Origin of the sequence: Streptomyces sp. NPDC048420 (assembly GCF_040651535.1) — a bacterium.
In the GTDB taxonomy this organism is placed as follows: domain Bacteria; phylum Actinomycetota; class Actinomycetes; order Streptomycetales; family Streptomycetaceae; genus Streptomyces.
On record NZ_JBEZKG010000013.1, the window covers coordinates 172,148 to 187,593 of the forward strand.

Consider the following 15,446-nt stretch of genomic DNA (forward strand, 5'->3'; position numbering starts at 1 on the left):
TGAGGAGGAAGCGCGATGACCCATCGGACACTCCTTCGTGCCGGACACGTGCTCTCGATGGACCCCGCGATCGGGGACCTGCCGAGGGGTGACGTCCTGATCGAGGACGGGCGGATCGCGGCGGTCGACCGCGAGATCAGCGCGGACGCCGAAGTCCTCGACATGACCGGCCGGATCGTGATCCCCGGCTTCGTCGACACCCACCGCCACACCTGGGAGGCCTCGATCCGCAACGTGGCCCCCGACGCCACCCTCGACGACTACTTCGTCGACATCCTCGACACCTTCGCCCCCCTCTACACCCCCGAGGACGTGTACGCGGCCAACCTCGCGGGTGCCCTGGAGTGCCTCAACGCCGGCATCACCACGCTCGTCGACTGGTCCCACATCAACAACACCCCCGAGCATCCCGACGCGGCGATCCGGGCCCTCAACGAGACCGGCATCCGCGCCCAGTACGCGTACGGCAGCGCCAACACCTCCCTGGCCGACTACTGGTTCGAGAGCAAGATCGCGATCCCGGGTGACGACGTACGCCGGGTCCGCACCGAGCACTTCGCCTCCGACGACGGCCTGCTCACCCTGGCGCTGGCCACCCGCGGCCCCGGCTTCTGCGTCAACGACGTCGTCACCTCCGAATGGGCCCTCGCCCGCGAACTGGACATCCCGATCACCGTGCACGTGGCCATGGGCCGGCTCGCCGGCCGCTTCGGCATGGTGAAGCAGCTCAACGACCTGGGCCTCCTCGGCCCCGACACCACCTACATCCACTGCTGCTACCTCAGCGAGGAGGAGTGGCGGCTGGTCGCCGACAGCGGCGGTACGGTCTCCATCGCGCCGCAGGTGGAGACGCAGATGGGGCATGGCTGGCCGCCGGTGATGAAGGCGATCGAGCACGGACTGCGCCCCTCGCTCAGCATCGACGTCGTCACCACCGTGCCCGGCGACATGTTCACCCAGATCCGCGCGGCCTTCGGCGCCGAGCGGGCCCGTGTCAACGCGGCCAGCTGGCAGGCCGACACCCTGGTCCCCGACACGATGTTGACGGCACGTCAGATGCTGGAGATCGCCACCCGCAACGGCGCGCATGTCGCCGGCCTGGAGGACCGCACCGGCTCCCTCACCCCCGGCAAGCGCGCCGACGTCGTCGCGATCGACGCCACCGCCCTGAACGTGGCCCCCGTTCACGACGCGGCCGCCGCCGTGGCCCTGAGCGCCGACGTGTCCAACGTGGAGACCGTCATCGTCGACGGCGTGGTCCGCAAGCGCGACGGCAGGCTCACCGCCGACGTGACCCGCGCCCTGCGCCTCGTCGAGGAGTCCCGCGACCGGCTGCTGGCCGCCAAGGAGGCCCGGGCGTGACCCACCACCTGGTGCGCCGCGCCACCGACGCGCCGGAGCCGTCGCACGACGAACACGGCTACCGGCGACGGGAGTTGGTCGGAGAGGGCGACGGCAGCTCGCACACCGGTTTCGGGGTGTGCGAGCTGCGGCCCGACGGGTCGGTCGCCGCACACGTCCACTCCTACGAGGAGAGCTTCCACATCCTCGACGGGAGCGTGGTCCTGGACGTGCCCGAGGGGGCGTACCTGCTGGAGGAGGGCGACTACGGCCTCCTGCCGACCGGCGTCCCGCACGCCTGGCGGGGCACCGGGGACACCGGCGCCCGCTGGGCGGACATGCTCGCGCCGGTGCCGCGGGCGCGGTACGGGTACGACACCCAGGCGGTCGCTCCGTGGGCCCCGCGCGAGCCCGTCCGCATCGACGTCCGTGACCCGCGCACCCGGTCCTTCGGGCACTTCGAGCCCGCCCAGATGGACCCCGGGAAGCAGTCCCAGGACCTGCTCGCCGTGTCGGCCAGCATGCGGACCGCGCTGCTCGTCTACAGCGGGATCACCGTGAAGATGATGGTCGACGGCGATCTCGGCGCGGTCGCCTCGACCATGTTCATGGTGCAGTACGCGCCCGACGGCGTCGCGGGCACCCACGACCACCCCTTCGAGGAGACCTATCTGTTCCTCGAAGGCGAGGCGGACGCGGTCTTCGACGGCACGCGGTACCGGCTCGGCCCGGGCGACTGCGCCTGGGCGGGCGCCGGTTGTGTGCACGGCTTCGCCAACGCCGGTGAGGGACCGCTGCGTTGGCTGGAGACACAGGCCCCGCAACCGCCCTCCCGGCACTCGTACCGGTTCACACGGGACTGGGACTACCTGAGGGAGTCAACCCGATGAGCAGCGTGGTCGTGATCGGCGGAACCTCGGGCATCGGACGGGAGTTCGCCCGGGTGCGGGCGGAACGCGGTGACGAGGTGGTGATCACCGGGCGCGATGCCCACCGCACCGACACCGCGGCCAAGGAGATCGGCGCGCGGGGACTCGCCCTGGACCTCGCGCGGCCCAAGGGGATCGCCGACGCGCTGAGGGACGTGGGCCGCGTCGACCACCTCGTGATCGCGGGCATCTCCCGCGACGAGAACCGGGTGAGCGCGTACGACATCGACGCGGCCGTCCACCTCGTCACGCTCAAACTCGTCGGCTACACCGAGGTCGTGCACACTCTGCGGCCCCGGCTGCACGACGACAGCGCGATCGTGCTGTTCGGCGGCCAGGCCAAGGAGCGGCCCTACCCGGGCGCGACCACGGTGGCGACCGTCAACGCCGGGGTGACCGGGCTGGTCCACTCCCTCGCGGTGGAACTCGCTCCCGTCCGGGTCAACGCGATCCATCCCGGGGTCGTGGGCGACAGTCCCTACTGGCGGGCCAAACCGGAGGAGGTCCTGGCGGGACTGCGGGCCAGGACACCGACCGGACGGCTCGCGACCATGGCGGACGTGGTGGACGCCGTGGACTTCCTGCTGCGCAACGGCTCGGTCAACGCGGTGGGGTTGAGCGTGGACGGGGGGTGGCTGCTGGGCTGAGCGGACTCAGCGCTTGATGCCGACGGCCCCGTACAGCGACACCAGCTCGCCGTCCTCCCGCTCGTCAGGGCGCCACCGCGACAGGGAGACGATCCCCGGCTCCAGCACCTCAAGTCCCTTGAAGAGACGGCTCACTTCGTCGTGCGAGCGGGCCACCAGGGTCACCCCGCTCGCCGTGTAGGCCGCGATGCCCGCGTTCACCCTCTCCGGGTCGAAGTCCGCCGTCATCGCCGACAGCACCAGACAACTGCCCGGCGCCAGCGCGCCGACCAGGGTGTCCACCAGCTCCTGCGCGCCGTCCTCGTCGGAGATGAAGTGGAGCAGTGCGACCAGGGACAGCGCGACGGGCTGCGCGAAGTCGAGGACGGCGGAGGCGCCTTGGAGAATCCGCTCCGGTTCGCGGGCGTCGGCCTGGAGGTAGTGCGTCGCCCCCTCGGGAGTGCCGTGCAGCAGGGCCGCCGCATGGGCGAGAACGATCGGGTCGTTGTCGACGTACACCACCCGCGCGTCCGGTACGGCGGACTGGGCGATCTGGTGGAGGTTGGGCTCGGTGGGGATGCCGGAGCCGATGTCGAGGAACTGGCGGATCCCCGCCTCCCGTACGACGACCCGCGTGGCCCGCTCCATGAACCGCCGGTTGGCGCGCGCCTGCCGGGGTGCGTCGCCCTGTGCCGTGATCCGCCGGCCGAGTTCCTCGTCGACGGGGTAGTTGTCCTTCCCGCCGAGGAACCAGTCGTACACCCGGGCCGGATGCGGCCTGCTCGTGTCGATCCGACGGCCGGCCGACTCGGTCCCGGTCACACAAGGCTCCTCTGCTCGACTTCGGCACTGTGTGCGAGCAGTGTGCCACGGTCACCCGGCCCTGCGGAGGCGGTCTTCGGACACCTCGTCGTCCATCGCCGGGTGTACCAACGCGGCGGCCGGGGCGGCGGGTTGGTACACCCGGCGAACTTCACAAGGGGGTCGGGCCATGACCACCCGACACCGGGCTCACGCCTTGAGCGGGTCGTGCCCCACGGTCATCAGCCGGTGCCGGCGCCGGGTCACCTCGGTCTCGGGCTCGTTCTCCACGTCGGCCTCCGCGGTGACGGTGTCCACGACCTCGTACATCACCTCGATGTCCTCGTCGGTCAGGTCCGTGCGCCGCTTCTGCAGGATCGCCAGGACGTGCTGCCCGGTCGGCTCACCCGCGTGCTCCGGCAGCGGTTCGGCGGACTCGTCGGCGTCGCTCACCCGCAGCCAGGCGGCGAGCTCCTGCGAGGTCATGTTCACCGCGCGGTGGAAGTCCTCCCACAGCGCGTCGAGTTCGAGGGCGTCGGTCATCGGGTGCGCCTTTCCGTGTGTGTTTCGGGCCGGTCAGTCCCGGGGCCAGTTCTCGGCCTCGAACATCCAGCGCTGCTTCTCCAGCTCGGCGGTGATGCCGATCAGCAGGTCCTGGGTGACCGGATCGGCCTTCTCGGTGGCCTCGATGCGCTCGCGCAGCCGGCCGATGGCCGCCTCCAGCGTCTCGACGATCAGCCGGACCACCTCGTCGTCCCGGATCCAACCGCTCTTCGAACCCGGCAGCGTGTAGGCGGCGGCGATCGTCTCGGGCCGACCGTCGGGCGGCACACCCAGGGCCGCGGCGCGCTCCGCCACCGTGTCGGAGAACGTGCGGGCCGTCGACACCACCTCGTCCAGCTGAAGGTGGATGGACCGGAAGCGCGGGCCCACGATGTTCCAGTGCGCCTGCTTCCCGATCAGCGACAGGCCGAGCAGATCCACCAGGGTGCTCTGCAGGGCTTCCCCGGCCGTCTCGCGGGCCGCCTCGGGCAGGGTGCTCCTCACCACAGTCATACCGTGCTCCTCCTTCGGGCATGGTCAGTGCCGTTACGGAGCAGCGCGTCGCGTTCCTGCTCGCAGGTTCCGCCCCACACGCCCGAGGTCTGCCCGCTGTCGAGCGCCCATTCCAGGCACTCGGGCACGACCGGGCAGCGGGCACAGACGCTCTTCGCCGCCGCGAGATCTCGCAGCGCGGGCCCTTCTGTGCCCACCGGGAAGAACAGCTCGGGGTCCTCTCCCACGCAGGCCGCTCGACGCAACCACTCCATGGGGGCGCGGGTGCCCCATGCGTATCCGCGCAAACGGGGCTGTCTCAGCGTGTGAGCACGCCATCGACGAAGTCCGTCACGTTCGCGAAGACCGCCGCCCTGTTCGTCTCGTTGAACACCTCGTGGCGGGCGCCGGCGTGGATCCGCTCGGTGAACTCCTCGCCCCTGAGCGCCTCGACACCGATCCGGCTCCCCGCGAGCGGGACCAGCCGGTCGTCGTCGCCGTGCAGCCACAGCAGCGGGAGCGGGCCGATGTCCCCGCCCTTGGACACGGTCTCCAGGGTGCGCGCGAACGCCTCCAGCGTCGGGCGCTTCATCGGCCCGTGCCATACCAGGGGATCCGCCGTGTACGCCGCGCCCACCGCCGGGTCCCGGGAGAGCGAGGCCGGACTGATGGGCGTGTCGGGGATCTCGTCGAGGGCGAGCAACGCGCCCGGCAGCTCCCAGGCTCCGATCACCGGCCCCGACAGCACGAGCGCGGCGAGCTCGGAGCCGTACCGCTGGGCGAAGCGGGCGGCGATCAGGCCGCCCATGGAGTGGCCGACCATGACGAGCGGCACCCCGGGGTGGGCGTGCCGGGCCAGGTCGGCCACCGCGTGCACATCGGTGACCACATCCTCGAAGTCCTCGATCAGGACCCGCTCACCGGACGACCTGCCGTGCCCGCGGTGATCCGGCCCGAACACGGCCGCGCCGTGCGCCACGAGGATCCCGGCGAGTTCCTCGTACCGGCCGACGTGCTCGCCGTACCCGTGGACCAGGAGGGCGACGTACCGGGGCCGGTCGTGCGGCCACTCGCGGACGGTGAGAGGACCGTGGGTTCCTTCGACGACGTGTTCGGCCATGTGTCCTCCAGCTGCGGTCCGGAAAGGGCAGTACTGATGAGCAGTACTGATTAAAGGCCGGGGACGCGGCCACCAGAAGACGGCACCGCCGCCAACAGGACCAAGAGACGAGACGGCACTTACACCACCCGGTTGCCTGCACCTAGCATCGGTCTCCGCATGGACACGATGACGCTTTGGCACATTTCAGGCTGGGAGTTCGCCGCGCTCGCCGCCGCGGCCCTGCTCGTCGGCTTCTCCAAGACTGCCGTGAGCGGGGCCAACACGGTCAGCCTCGCGATCTTCGCCGCCGTGCTGCCCGCCCGCGCCTCCACCGGCGCCCTGCTGCCGATCCTGATCGCCGGGGACGTGCTCGCGGTGCTCACCTACCGACGGCACGCCCACTGGCCCACGCTGTGGAAGCTGTTCCCCGCGGTCGCGGTCGGCGTGGTCGCCGGCACGCTCTTCCTGGAGTGGGCGGACGACGGGATCGTACGGACGTCGATCGGCGCGATCCTGCTGTTCATGGCCGGGGTGACGATCTGGCGCCGGCGCACGGCCGACGCCGAGGAGGAACCCGACTCGCTCGCCACCAGGACGGGCCGCGTCAAAGCCCGTTCCTACGGCGTCCTCGGCGGCTTCACCACGATGGTCGCCAACGCCGGCGGCCCGGTGATGTCCATGTACCTGCTGTCGGCGGGCTTCCGGAAACTCGGCTTCCTCGGCACCTCGGCGTTCTTCTTCCTGATCGTCAACGTCTCCAAGGTGCCCTTCAGCGTCAGCCTGGGTCTGATCGACGGCCACTCGCTGCTGCTCGACCTCGCCCTCGTGGCGTTCGTCGTGCCCGGAGCGTTCCTCGGCAAATGGGCTGTGAACCGGATCAACCAGCGACTCTTCGAGCAGTTGGTGATCGCGGCGACGGTGGTGGGTGGTCTGCAGCTCCTACTGCGCTGATCGCAGCAGGGCGGGCAGCTCGGCGAAGGACTCGATCACGTGGTGGGGTGTGCCACTGGCCGCTCGGTGGGTCTCCGGAAGGTACTTGCCGGTCTTCACCAGCACTCCGGTGAGCCCGGCACGCTGCGCGGCCAGTACGTCCGACTCGATGTCGTCGCCGACCATCAGTGCCTCGTCCGCGCCGACGCCGAGCCGGGCGAGGGCCGCCTCGAAGAACGCGGGCGAGGGTTTGCCGGTGACCTGGGCCTCGGTCCGGGAGGCCTTCTCCAGTCCGGCCAGGAAGGCCCCGGCGTCCAGCTGGAGACCGTCGTCGGTACGCCAGTACAGGTTGCGGTGCATCGCCACCAGCCGGGCCCCGCGCTGCAGGTGCCCGAAGACGCGGTTGAGCTCCGCGTAGCCGAACTCCGGCCCGGCGCCACCGAGGACGACGACATCGACCCCCTCCGCCTCGGCGCCGACGAGCGTGACGCCTGCGAGGTCCTCGGCGATGTTCCCGCTGTTCAGCAGCGTGCAGCGGGCGCCGGGCCAGTGGTCGGCCAGAAACCGGGCGGTGGCCGTCGGCGCGGTGAGGATGTCCTGCGCCGACACGGGAAACCCCGACCGTGCCAGCGTCGAGGCGATCGACGCCCGGGTCCGTGAGGTCGTGTTGGTCACCAGCGCGACGCCGAGCCCGGCCTCCCGGATCTCCCGCAGCGCCGCCACCGTCCCGGGCAACGGCTCCCACGAGACGGTGAGGACTCCGTCGATGTCGATCAGGAGGGCGCGCACGGATGCCGTGTCAGGATGAGATCTCATGACGTCGTACTGCCGGCCAACTCCCGCGCGCGCTGCGGCAGTCCGCTGTTGAGGTCCTCCACGAGGAGCCGCTTGGCGATCGTGTCCACCGCGGCCCGCAGATCCGTGCCCGACGGACGGCCGAGGTCCTGCTGGACACGGTCCTCCAGCCAGGAGCCCCACGCCCGCCCGATCACCCGGGCCTCGCGCGCACCCCCCTCCGTGTGCGAGAGGAGATTGCCGTCGCGGGTCAGACAGCCCTCCTCGACCATCCGGTCGAACACCGGCAGCAGCACCTCGGGCGGCAGATGGCGCCGCGCGGCGATCATGCCGAGGCTCGCGTGTCCCACCAGCCGTGTGTGCAGCTCCACCTGCATCACGGCCCAGGCCCCGGCGACGTCGAGGCGGGTGTCGGAGGCCGCCATGATCCCGCGCGCGGTGTCCAGGTCCGTACTGCCGATGATCTTCCCCACGGCGGCCTCGAGGACCCGCTGCGAGTCCGCACCGGACGGTGAGGCGAACCCCTCGCCCATGTCGGTCGAACCGGCCCGCGCGCTGTCGCGCAGCTGGACCTGCTTGAGGAACAGGGCGACGACGAAGCCCAGGGCCGCGACCGGCACGGTCCACAGGAAGACGGTCTGGATGGTGTCGGCGTACGCGTCGATGATCGGTGCGGCGACGGCCGACGGGAGCTCGTGCAGCCCGTCCGGACTCGTCGCCGCCTTGGTGACGACGGCAGGGTCAAGACCGCTTCCCGCCCGCACGGCGGAGGCGATGCCGTCCTGGAGGTTGGGGGTCAGGGAGTTGGTGTAGATCGTGCCGAACACCGCGGTGCCGAAGGAGCTGCCCAGCGTCCGGAAGAAGGTCACGCCGGAGGTCGCGGTGCCGAGGTCGGCGTACTCGACGGTGTTCTGCACGGCGATCGTCAGGACCTGCATGCACAGCCCGATGCCGGTGCCCAGCACGAACATGTACAGCGACTCCAGCCAGGCCCCGGTGGACGGCCCCATCAGCGACATCAGGAACAGCCCGAGCCCCATCACCAGGGAGCCGGCGATCGGGAAGAGCCGGTAGTGCCCGGTCTTGCTCACCACGTTGCCGCTCGCGACCGACGCGATGAGCAGACCGATCACCATGGGCAGCGTCCGGACACCGGAGACGGTGGCCGAGTCGCCGTCGACGTACTGCAGATAGGTCGGGAAATCGTCATCGCGCCCAGCATCGCGAAGCCCACGATGAAGCTGAGGATCGAGCAGACCGTGAACACCGGGTTGGCGAACAGCCGCATCGGCAGCATCGGTTCGGCGGCCCGGGTCTCCACCCGGCAGAACAGTCCGAGCGCGAGCGCACCGCCGACGAACAGGCCGATGATGACGCCGGAACCCCACGCGTACTCGTTGCCGCCCCAACTGGTCGCCAGGATCAGCGCGCTGGCACCGACCGCGACGAACGCGATGCCCAGGTAGTCGATCGCGGGCCGCACGGCCGACTTCACCACGGGGATGGTGCGGGCGGCCGCGAAGACCACGACGATCGCGATCGGCACGTTGACGTAGAACGCCCAGCGCCAGGTCAGATGGTCGGTGAACAGCCCGCCCAGCAGCGGTCCGATGACCGTGGCCACCCCGAACACGGCACCGATGGCGCCCTGGTACTTGCCGCGCTCGCGCAGCGGGATGACGTCGGCGATCAGCGCCATCGCCGTCACCATCAGACCGCCGGCCCCGACGCCCTGCATCGCCCGCCAGACGATCAGCAGCGTCATGTCGGAGGCGAGCCCGCACAGGAACGAGCCCGTGATGAACACGATCGCCGAGACCTGGAAGACCACCTTGCGGCCGAACAGATCACCGAACTTGCCGACCAGCACGGTCGCCACGGTCTCCGCGAGGAGATACGACGTCACGACCCACGACATGTGCTCGGCGCCGCCGAGATCCGACACGATCGTCGGCAGCGCGGTGCCCAGGATGGTCTGGCCGAGGGCGGCGAGCAGCATCCCCAGCATGATCGTCACGAAGACGACGTTGCGGCGGCGCGCGTCCAGCACCGGCGGCTGGACGGCGGCGGGCGGTGCGGGCGGTGCGGGCGGTGCGGATTCCGCGGATTCCTCGGCGACTGTCACAAGGGCACGATCACACCGCTGGGCCATCCGTGCATGCGGGGACGGCCCGCGCGGGTAGTCCGGACGGCGGCTCGTCCGGGGTCCCTACAGGGCCTCTCGCCTCTGCCCGCGCAGCCGGGGTGCCCGCGCCGCCGCGTCGACGCTCGCGCCGGTCTCCTCCACGACGTCCGCGAGCCGTCGCGCCCAGTCCGCCAGACCCACGAGATCCATCCCGTACGGCGATGGCTGCCCGAGCTCCGCCGCCCACTCCTGCACGCCCCCGGCACCGCGCCGCAGCAGCCTCGCCCCGCCCGTGACGTTTCCCCGGGCCGCGTGGGTCAGCCCCACGGCGAGCTGGGCCAGCCCCCGCCACAGGGCCCGCTCCTCGTCGGGACCCGACTTCCAGGCGTCCTCGAAGACCTCGTGCGCGTGGAAGGGGCGCCCCGCGTCCAGCAGGTCCTGCGCCTCGGCCACGGTGTCCTCGGGGCTGCGCAGCACGCCCTCCGGCTGCCGTGCGACACCGTCGGCGCCGTACGGCAGCGGCCGCCCGAGCCCGTCCCGCGGCCGGGCGTTGCGTGCCCGCCCCTCGCCGTCCCGGTCCCGCGCGTCCTGCCGTCCTGAGGATGTACTGGCCATACGACGATTGTCCCGCGCCCGGCGCCCGCTTCGGCCCGGCCCCCGACGTGGGGTAAAGTTCGGTACGCGCGTTCCCGCGGCCCACCGCGGGACAGCGCACCGGGACGTGGCGCAGCTTGGTAGCGCACTTGACTGGGGGTCAAGGGGTCGCAGGTTCAAATCCTGTCGTCCCGACGGTGTTCACCAGCGGGTTTGCCGACTATGGCAGACCCGCTGGATGCGTTCGCGTGACACGTGATGGCAACGCGGGCCCGCCTCGGCGGCCGGTCTCAGGCCGCCCGGTCTTCTGATGCCGGAGCGGTCTGGTGGTGTTTGCGGTCGGCGCGCGTCAGGGCCTTGTCGATGGCGGTGACGGCATCGCGGGCGGCGTGGGGCAGCAGATGGCCGTAGAGGTTGACCGTGGTGGACAGCGTCGAGTGGCGCAGCGTCTTGGAGACCACGGCCAGCGGAACCCGCGAGCTGATCATGATGTTGGCGGCGTGTGGCGCAGGTCGTGGACGCCGATCCGGGGAAGGCCGATCTCCTCAGAGCGCAGGCGCAGCTCGGTCAGGATGCCCTGCGGGCGCAGCGGTGAGCCGTCCGGCTGGCCGAACATCAGGCCCTCCAAGAGCGTGCCCGCGGGCTGGCCGGCCCGGGCGAGGGCGGCCTGGCGCTCCAGCGCAGCGGCGACGCGCGCGGACAGGCTCACCCAGTTCCGGCTCGCCTTGGGTTTCGGGTGGCCGAGGTAGAGCCGGTTGTTGTTGACGGCTGTGAGGTTCCAGCGCACCAGCAGGGTCTTCTCGGACAGGTGGACGTCACTCCAGTGCAGGCCGAGGGCCTCGCCGCGGCGCATGCCGGTGCCCAGCAGCAGCTCGAACAGGTCGGCCAGCTGGTCGCCGTAGTGGGTGTGGTTGTGCCGCAGGAACGCGGCCGCCTGGGTGGGATTCCAGCAGATCCGCTCCTGCGCCGCGGGCCGTGGCGTCATCGCATACCGGCACGGGTTGTCCGCGATCAGCCGGGCCCGCATGGCGGAGCCGAGGGCGCTGGAAAGGGTGGCGCCGATCCGGTAGACGGTGGTGCGCCCCCGTCCGCGGGCGAGCTCGGCCTCCTGCCGGGCGGTGATGTGCCGCGGGCGCAGGGCCTGGAGCGCGATGCGCCCGAAGGACCGGACGAGGTCGGCGCGGACGTAGTCGCGGTAGCGGACGAAGGGCGTGGGCTTGAGCGCCTCCTCCTTGGTACGCAGCCACTCGGTCAGGTAGGCGGCGAGGGTGAGGTGTTCGTCGCAGTGCAGTCCGGTGCCCTCGCACGTCAAAGCGTGTTCCAGGGCGGCGTGGGCGGCCTTGCGGGTGGGAAATCCGCTGCGGCAGTGGGGCTTGCGTCTGCCGTCGACGGAGGGCAGGTCGACGGCGAGGGCCCACGAGCCGTGCCGGGAGCGGCCCTTGAGTTTCGGGCAGCTGGCGCCGAACTGCCCGCCATCGGGCCTGCGGCAACCGCAGCGTCGGTAGAGACGACCGGGTTCGGGAGTGCGAGGAGCCATGATGCTCATCTCCAGTGGGGGCACGTGCATTGGCTCCACGGTGACGGCGTCAGCCTTTGGCGTATCAGCTGGCGGATCATGGCGTCTCGTGGGCGGGCGACATCACCTCCCCGTCACATGACACCCACCGCCACCGTTGAGCAGCAGCGACCCCTTTCGGCGGCGCAGTTGTCGGCGTCCGAGCGGCGCCGTACCCCCCGCTACCTGTGGGGGGACTCCTCGGCTGCCGTGTTGAGCAGTTCGAGGTAGCCGTCGACCGCCTCCCAGAGCGAGTCCTCCGGAAACCGGCCGGAGCCTCGGTGGGCGCGCCGCCAGTGGTCGTCCCAGTAGCGGTCGCGTACCCGGCGCAAGTGGAGGAGGGAGGTGGCGGTTTCGACGCGCCGCTGCTCGGCCTCCTCCGTCGGCTGAGGGGCGGCCGGCCGCAGCGGGTCGGCCTGGCCCGCGGCAAGCGCGTCCAGCGCACGGGTATCGGGTCCGGCAGGGGACCAGATGCGCAACGGACGACGAATCGCGTGGTTCCACACCGGCCAGGCCGCGGGCCGCCAGCGCCGCACGACCGGCGCCTTGCCAAGGTCGAGGAAGTTCGCCAGCGCGGTGCACTCGGGAGGCTCGACGCCCCAGGGCAGTTCCTCGGTGGGCAGGTCGACAACGAGGGCGATGTGCACCACCGGGATGTCTCCCGTCCCGTCCAGGATGGGACCGAAGGCATGCGTGGCGAGAAGAGCGCCGCCGCCGGGTAGTCGCCGGGCACGGTCGCAGGCGTCGGTGATCGTACGGAGACGGCGGACGGCCGTGGTATGACGCATGACCCCATCCTGCCCGGCCCGCGGGTGAGGGGCCGAGCCGTGTCCGGTCGGCCGCCCAGGTGCCGCTGGTGGGCCTGGACTGCGGCGCGGGCGCGTTCCTCTACGGTCTTGCGGTGGGTCTCCCTACTCGCGCCGGGTGCGTTCGGTGCGGCGGTGGTAGGCCGCGTCGAGGAGTTCGGCGGCGCTGCGGCGTGATGTGGGCGGTGCGGTGGTGGCGGGGGTGGTAGTGGAGCGGTAGCGGGCCAGTAGCTCTGGTCCCGGTTGAGGGATGCTGCCCAGGGCGGCTTGCAGGAGCAGGTCGTCCTTCTCCTTCGTGGGCAGAGATGCGATGAACGCCGCGAGTTGTCGCCGGTCCGTGCCTGGTGCGGGGCTGGGCTCGCTCGTCTGGGCTGCGGCGGTCAGCAGGTCGGGGTCCACTTTCAGGAAGTCGGCCAGGGCGCGCTGCGGGCCGGTGAGTTCGAACAGGCCTGCGGGGACCGGCGGTTCCATCTCGCGGGCATACTCCTCCTCGTCGTCCTCGGCCAGTTCCCAGACGGTGAGGGCGGCCAGCCAGGCGAGGTAGAGGGGGCGCAGGTCACCGGCGGCGAGTTCGGCACGCAGGCCGATCAGGGAGGACAGCTCGAGAGAGGTCTCGAAGTCCCATTCCCCGCCGTCCTCACTGTCCAGGGAGAAGTCGAGCAGAGTGTGGCCGGAGCGGGTCCACACGGTGAGGGCCTCCTCCATGGCGTAGGTGGCGGCCGTCTTCACCAGGAGCACGTTGGCAGGCAGACGGAAGACGAGGCGGCGGCTGCCCCAGTTCGCGTAGTACAAGTGGGCGTCGTAGAGCTGCTCGACCAGTTTGGTGGTGTCCCCGCGGAAGTCGCCCCAGTGGTACTCGTTGACGAAGCGGGTCGGGGAGATGGTGGCCCGGGTGGACAGGGACCGGACCTGCTGCAACTGCGCAGGATCCAGAGGTCGGGCGACGGCCAGGAACTCGTAGTACTGGTACTCGCTCACGGCCCGCAACCCTACCCACCCCCCCGCGGCGTGCTGAGATGGCCTCATGAGCGAGGAGACCTCCCTTCAGCAGCTGGTCGACGGGTTGCGGCGGGACCGGCGACGCGGTCCGCACGCTGGGCACCGCGAGTACGTGGCCACCGCGTGGGCCGTCGACGAAGCGGCCGGACGCCTGCTGGAGACCGGGAATGCGGCGGAGGCGGCCCGTCGGCTGCGCACGGCAGTGGACCGGGTCACCCGGGCCCTGATGTACCTGGACGACTCCTCCGGTAGCTGCGGTGACGCCCTGCGCGCACTGACGGCCCGTTACGCCCAGGCGCTGGCGGCGGCCCCGCCCAAGGATCCCCGCGCCTTGGCGAACTGGATCGCCACCACGGTGTTCGACGGCCCCGGCTGGCCCGACATCCCCCTGGCCGACTTCGCTCCCGCCCTGGGCGAGCAGGGCCCGCGGCAGCTGAGCGACCTGGTCGAGCAGCGCGCCGGCGAACCCGAGCAGGCAGACGAATGGGGCACCGCCTTCGGCGTGCGGTATCTGCGGGAACAGCTCGCGGAGATCTCCGGCGACACCGACCACTACGTCGAGGTGCTCGCCCGGTCACTGACCGGACCCGATCAGTACGTCAAGATCGTCCGCGTGCTCCGGGCCGCAGGCCGGGAGGCGGAGGCCACCGACTGGGCACGCCGCGGGCTGGAGGCCCACCCCGCCAGCCCGTTCAAGCCCCAGCTCATGGACGAGCTCGTCGCACTCCTCATCGCCGGCGGGAAGGGAGAGGAAGCCGTGTCGGTGCGCCGGGACGTCTTCGCCCGCACCCCGCTCGCCTCCGCGTTCGCCGCGGTGGCCGCGACGGCCCGGGAGGTCGGCAGCCCGCAGACGGTCACCTGGGCCCTGGACCTGCTGCGCGCCCGGCTGGCCGAGAACCCCGCCCACGTCACCGAACTGATCGCGTGTCTGCGCGCGGAGGGCCTGGCCGAAGAGGCATGGCAGACCGCGACAGCGCATCTCGACGCCCTGTCGACGTACGTCCTGCAGGACCTCCTCGCCGAGCGGCGGCCCGTCCATCCGGCCGACACCGTCGTCCCCTACCGGAGGCTGATCGACCTGTATCTCGGTGAGAGTGGCAACAAGTACCGCTACCAGTACGCCGTCCGCCACCTGAAGACCCTGCGCGACGTCCACCGTGCGCTCGGTACCGAGCCGGAATTCACCGACTACCTGCACGGCCTGCGTGCCGAACACCGCCGCAAGACCAGCTTCCTGGCCCGCCTGGACAGGGCCGGTCTCGGCTGAGTGGGCACCCAGCGTTGTACGACGCTGCTGGTGTCTGGCGGTACGCTGCGTCGCGACCCACGTTTTCCGTCGCGTGCCGGGCACCCACAGTGCCTGTCCCGGCTCAAGATCATGGCTGACGGTTCATCGCATGCGCCGACAAGGTCCCACGGGCTCAACGCGGCCCGGCGGGGAGGGTGTACCAGTTCGAGGTCAGCCAGGTCAGGTCGGCTTCGGCCTTGCGGCGGGCGGTCTGGGTGAACAGCTGCTCGGTTTTGGTCAGTACGAGGGTGTACGGGCGTCCATGCCGTCTGGTCTGGTGGAGCACCAGGAGACCGGCCGAGTCGATCCTGGTGTGTACGTGCCGCAACCGGCCCAGGCGATCGACGAGTCGTCCGCGGCACGCAGTTGTCGTGCGACGATCGCGCGCAGCCAGTCCGTGCAGTCGCGTGCGACCGTGTCGAGATCCGCCGCGCGCTGGGTATTCGTCGGTAGCACCTGTGCCGAGCGGCGCAGCATCGGCATCAGGCATTCCAGCACCGTGTCCGCCTGGGCGCGCAAC

The 15,446-nt window shown here is 71.0% G+C and carries 17 protein-coding genes, 1 tRNA gene and 1 pseudogene; 6 read left to right on the forward strand and 13 right to left on the reverse strand.

Annotated features, from left to right (window positions below; all coding sequences use genetic code 11):
* Positions 1-15: 15 nt before the first annotated feature.
* Genes AB0D34_RS25600 through AB0D34_RS25610 form a run of 3 tightly spaced genes read left to right on the forward strand, consistent with a single transcriptional unit; the run spans position 16 to position 2,917 of the window.
* Positions 16-1,362 (forward strand): amidohydrolase family protein, encoded by a 1,347-nt coding sequence (locus tag AB0D34_RS25600; protein WP_362665137.1) that lies wholly within the window; start codon positions 16-18, stop codon positions 1,360-1,362.
* Positions 1,359-2,231, forward strand: coding sequence for a cupin domain-containing protein (locus tag AB0D34_RS25605; RefSeq protein WP_362665139.1), 873 nt, complete (start codon positions 1,359-1,361; stop codon positions 2,229-2,231). Before AB0D34_RS25600 ends, AB0D34_RS25605 begins: the two co-directional genes overlap by 4 nt.
* Positions 2,228-2,917 (forward strand): SDR family oxidoreductase, encoded by a 690-nt coding sequence (locus tag AB0D34_RS25610; RefSeq protein ID WP_362665141.1) that lies wholly within the window; start codon positions 2,228-2,230, stop codon positions 2,915-2,917. Before AB0D34_RS25605 ends, AB0D34_RS25610 begins: the two co-directional genes overlap by 4 nt.
* 6 nt (positions 2,918-2,923) lie before the next feature.
* Here AB0D34_RS25610 and AB0D34_RS25615 read toward each other — a convergent pair whose 3' ends face one another.
* From AB0D34_RS25615 to AB0D34_RS25635, 5 genes are all read right to left on the reverse strand, one after another.
* Positions 2,924-3,718: an SAM-dependent methyltransferase gene (locus AB0D34_RS25615; protein WP_362665143.1), complete on the reverse strand. Its 795-nt coding sequence runs from the start codon at positions 3,716-3,718 to the stop codon at positions 2,924-2,926.
* Positions 3,719-3,907: 189 nt separating this feature from the next.
* Entirely contained in the window at positions 3,908-4,240 is a 333-nt protein-coding gene (locus AB0D34_RS25620) for a DUF3140 domain-containing protein (protein WP_362665145.1), read from the reverse strand.
* A gap of 33 nt (positions 4,241-4,273) precedes the next feature.
* The gene (locus AB0D34_RS25625; RefSeq protein WP_362665147.1) at positions 4,274-4,753 is read right to left on the reverse strand and encodes a DNA starvation/stationary phase protection protein; all 480 of its coding nucleotides are present in this window, start codon (positions 4,751-4,753) and stop codon (positions 4,274-4,276) included.
* On the reverse strand, positions 4,750-5,007 hold the full coding sequence (locus tag AB0D34_RS25630) for a WhiB family transcriptional regulator (RefSeq protein ID WP_362665149.1): 258 nt from the start codon (positions 5,005-5,007) through the stop codon (positions 4,750-4,752). The genes AB0D34_RS25625 and AB0D34_RS25630 overlap by 4 nt, the downstream gene beginning before the upstream one ends.
* A gap of 44 nt (positions 5,008-5,051) precedes the next feature.
* Positions 5,052-5,852 (reverse strand): lysophospholipase, encoded by an 801-nt coding sequence (locus AB0D34_RS25635; RefSeq protein ID WP_362665151.1) that lies wholly within the window; start codon positions 5,850-5,852, stop codon positions 5,052-5,054.
* 159 nt (positions 5,853-6,011) lie between these two features.
* Here AB0D34_RS25635 and AB0D34_RS25640 point away from each other — a divergent pair, with 159 nt between their 5' ends.
* The gene (locus AB0D34_RS25640; RefSeq protein WP_362665153.1) at positions 6,012-6,785 is read left to right on the forward strand and encodes a sulfite exporter TauE/SafE family protein; all 774 of its coding nucleotides are present in this window, start codon (positions 6,012-6,014) and stop codon (positions 6,783-6,785) included.
* On the opposite strand, the gene AB0D34_RS25645 is transcribed toward AB0D34_RS25640, so the two are convergent.
* The 3 genes and pseudogenes from AB0D34_RS25645 to AB0D34_RS25655 form a co-directional block, all read right to left on the reverse strand.
* Entirely contained in the window at positions 6,774-7,580 is an 807-nt protein-coding gene (locus AB0D34_RS25645) for an HAD-IIA family hydrolase (RefSeq protein WP_362665155.1), read from the reverse strand. The two genes, AB0D34_RS25640 and AB0D34_RS25645, sit on opposite strands and share 12 nt — an antisense overlap.
* Positions 7,577-9,684 (reverse strand): annotated as a pseudogene (locus AB0D34_RS25650) (MDR family MFS transporter). The gene AB0D34_RS25645 and the pseudogene AB0D34_RS25650 overlap by 4 nt, the downstream one beginning before the upstream one ends.
* 84 nt (positions 9,685-9,768) lie before the next feature.
* On the reverse strand, positions 9,769-10,299 hold the full coding sequence (locus tag AB0D34_RS25655) for a DUF309 domain-containing protein (RefSeq protein WP_362665157.1): 531 nt from the start codon (positions 10,297-10,299) through the stop codon (positions 9,769-9,771).
* A gap of 100 nt (positions 10,300-10,399) precedes the next feature.
* Between AB0D34_RS25655 and AB0D34_RS25660 the strand changes: the two genes are divergently transcribed.
* Positions 10,400-10,473 (forward strand) — tRNA-Pro (locus AB0D34_RS25660).
* A gap of 95 nt (positions 10,474-10,568) precedes the next feature.
* On the opposite strand, the gene AB0D34_RS25665 is transcribed toward AB0D34_RS25660, so the two are convergent.
* From AB0D34_RS25665 to AB0D34_RS25680, 4 genes are all read right to left on the reverse strand, one after another.
* Entirely contained in the window at positions 10,569-10,766 is a 198-nt protein-coding gene (locus tag AB0D34_RS25665; protein ID WP_362665159.1) for a hypothetical protein, read from the reverse strand.
* The gene (locus AB0D34_RS25670; protein ID WP_362665161.1) at positions 10,763-11,845 is read right to left on the reverse strand and encodes a tyrosine-type recombinase/integrase; all 1,083 of its coding nucleotides are present in this window, start codon (positions 11,843-11,845) and stop codon (positions 10,763-10,765) included. The genes AB0D34_RS25665 and AB0D34_RS25670 overlap by 4 nt, the downstream gene beginning before the upstream one ends.
* Positions 11,846-12,015: 170 nt before the next feature.
* Positions 12,016-12,621: a hypothetical protein gene (locus AB0D34_RS25675; protein ID WP_362665163.1), complete on the reverse strand. Its 606-nt coding sequence runs from the start codon at positions 12,619-12,621 to the stop codon at positions 12,016-12,018.
* Positions 12,622-12,744: 123 nt separating this feature from the next.
* A complete protein-coding gene (locus tag AB0D34_RS25680; protein ID WP_362665165.1) occupies positions 12,745-13,617 on the reverse strand; it encodes a hypothetical protein in 873 nt (290 codons plus the stop codon).
* 46 nt (positions 13,618-13,663) lie between these two features.
* Here AB0D34_RS25680 and AB0D34_RS25685 point away from each other — a divergent pair, with 46 nt between their 5' ends.
* Positions 13,664-14,905, forward strand: coding sequence for a DUF6880 family protein (locus AB0D34_RS25685; RefSeq protein ID WP_362665167.1), 1,242 nt, complete (start codon positions 13,664-13,666; stop codon positions 14,903-14,905).
* A gap of 154 nt (positions 14,906-15,059) precedes the next feature.
* On the opposite strand, the gene AB0D34_RS25690 is transcribed toward AB0D34_RS25685, so the two are convergent.
* The gene (locus tag AB0D34_RS25690) at positions 15,060-15,254 is read right to left on the reverse strand and encodes a hypothetical protein (protein WP_362665169.1); all 195 of its coding nucleotides are present in this window, start codon (positions 15,252-15,254) and stop codon (positions 15,060-15,062) included.
* Positions 15,255-15,446 lie beyond the last annotated feature (192 nt).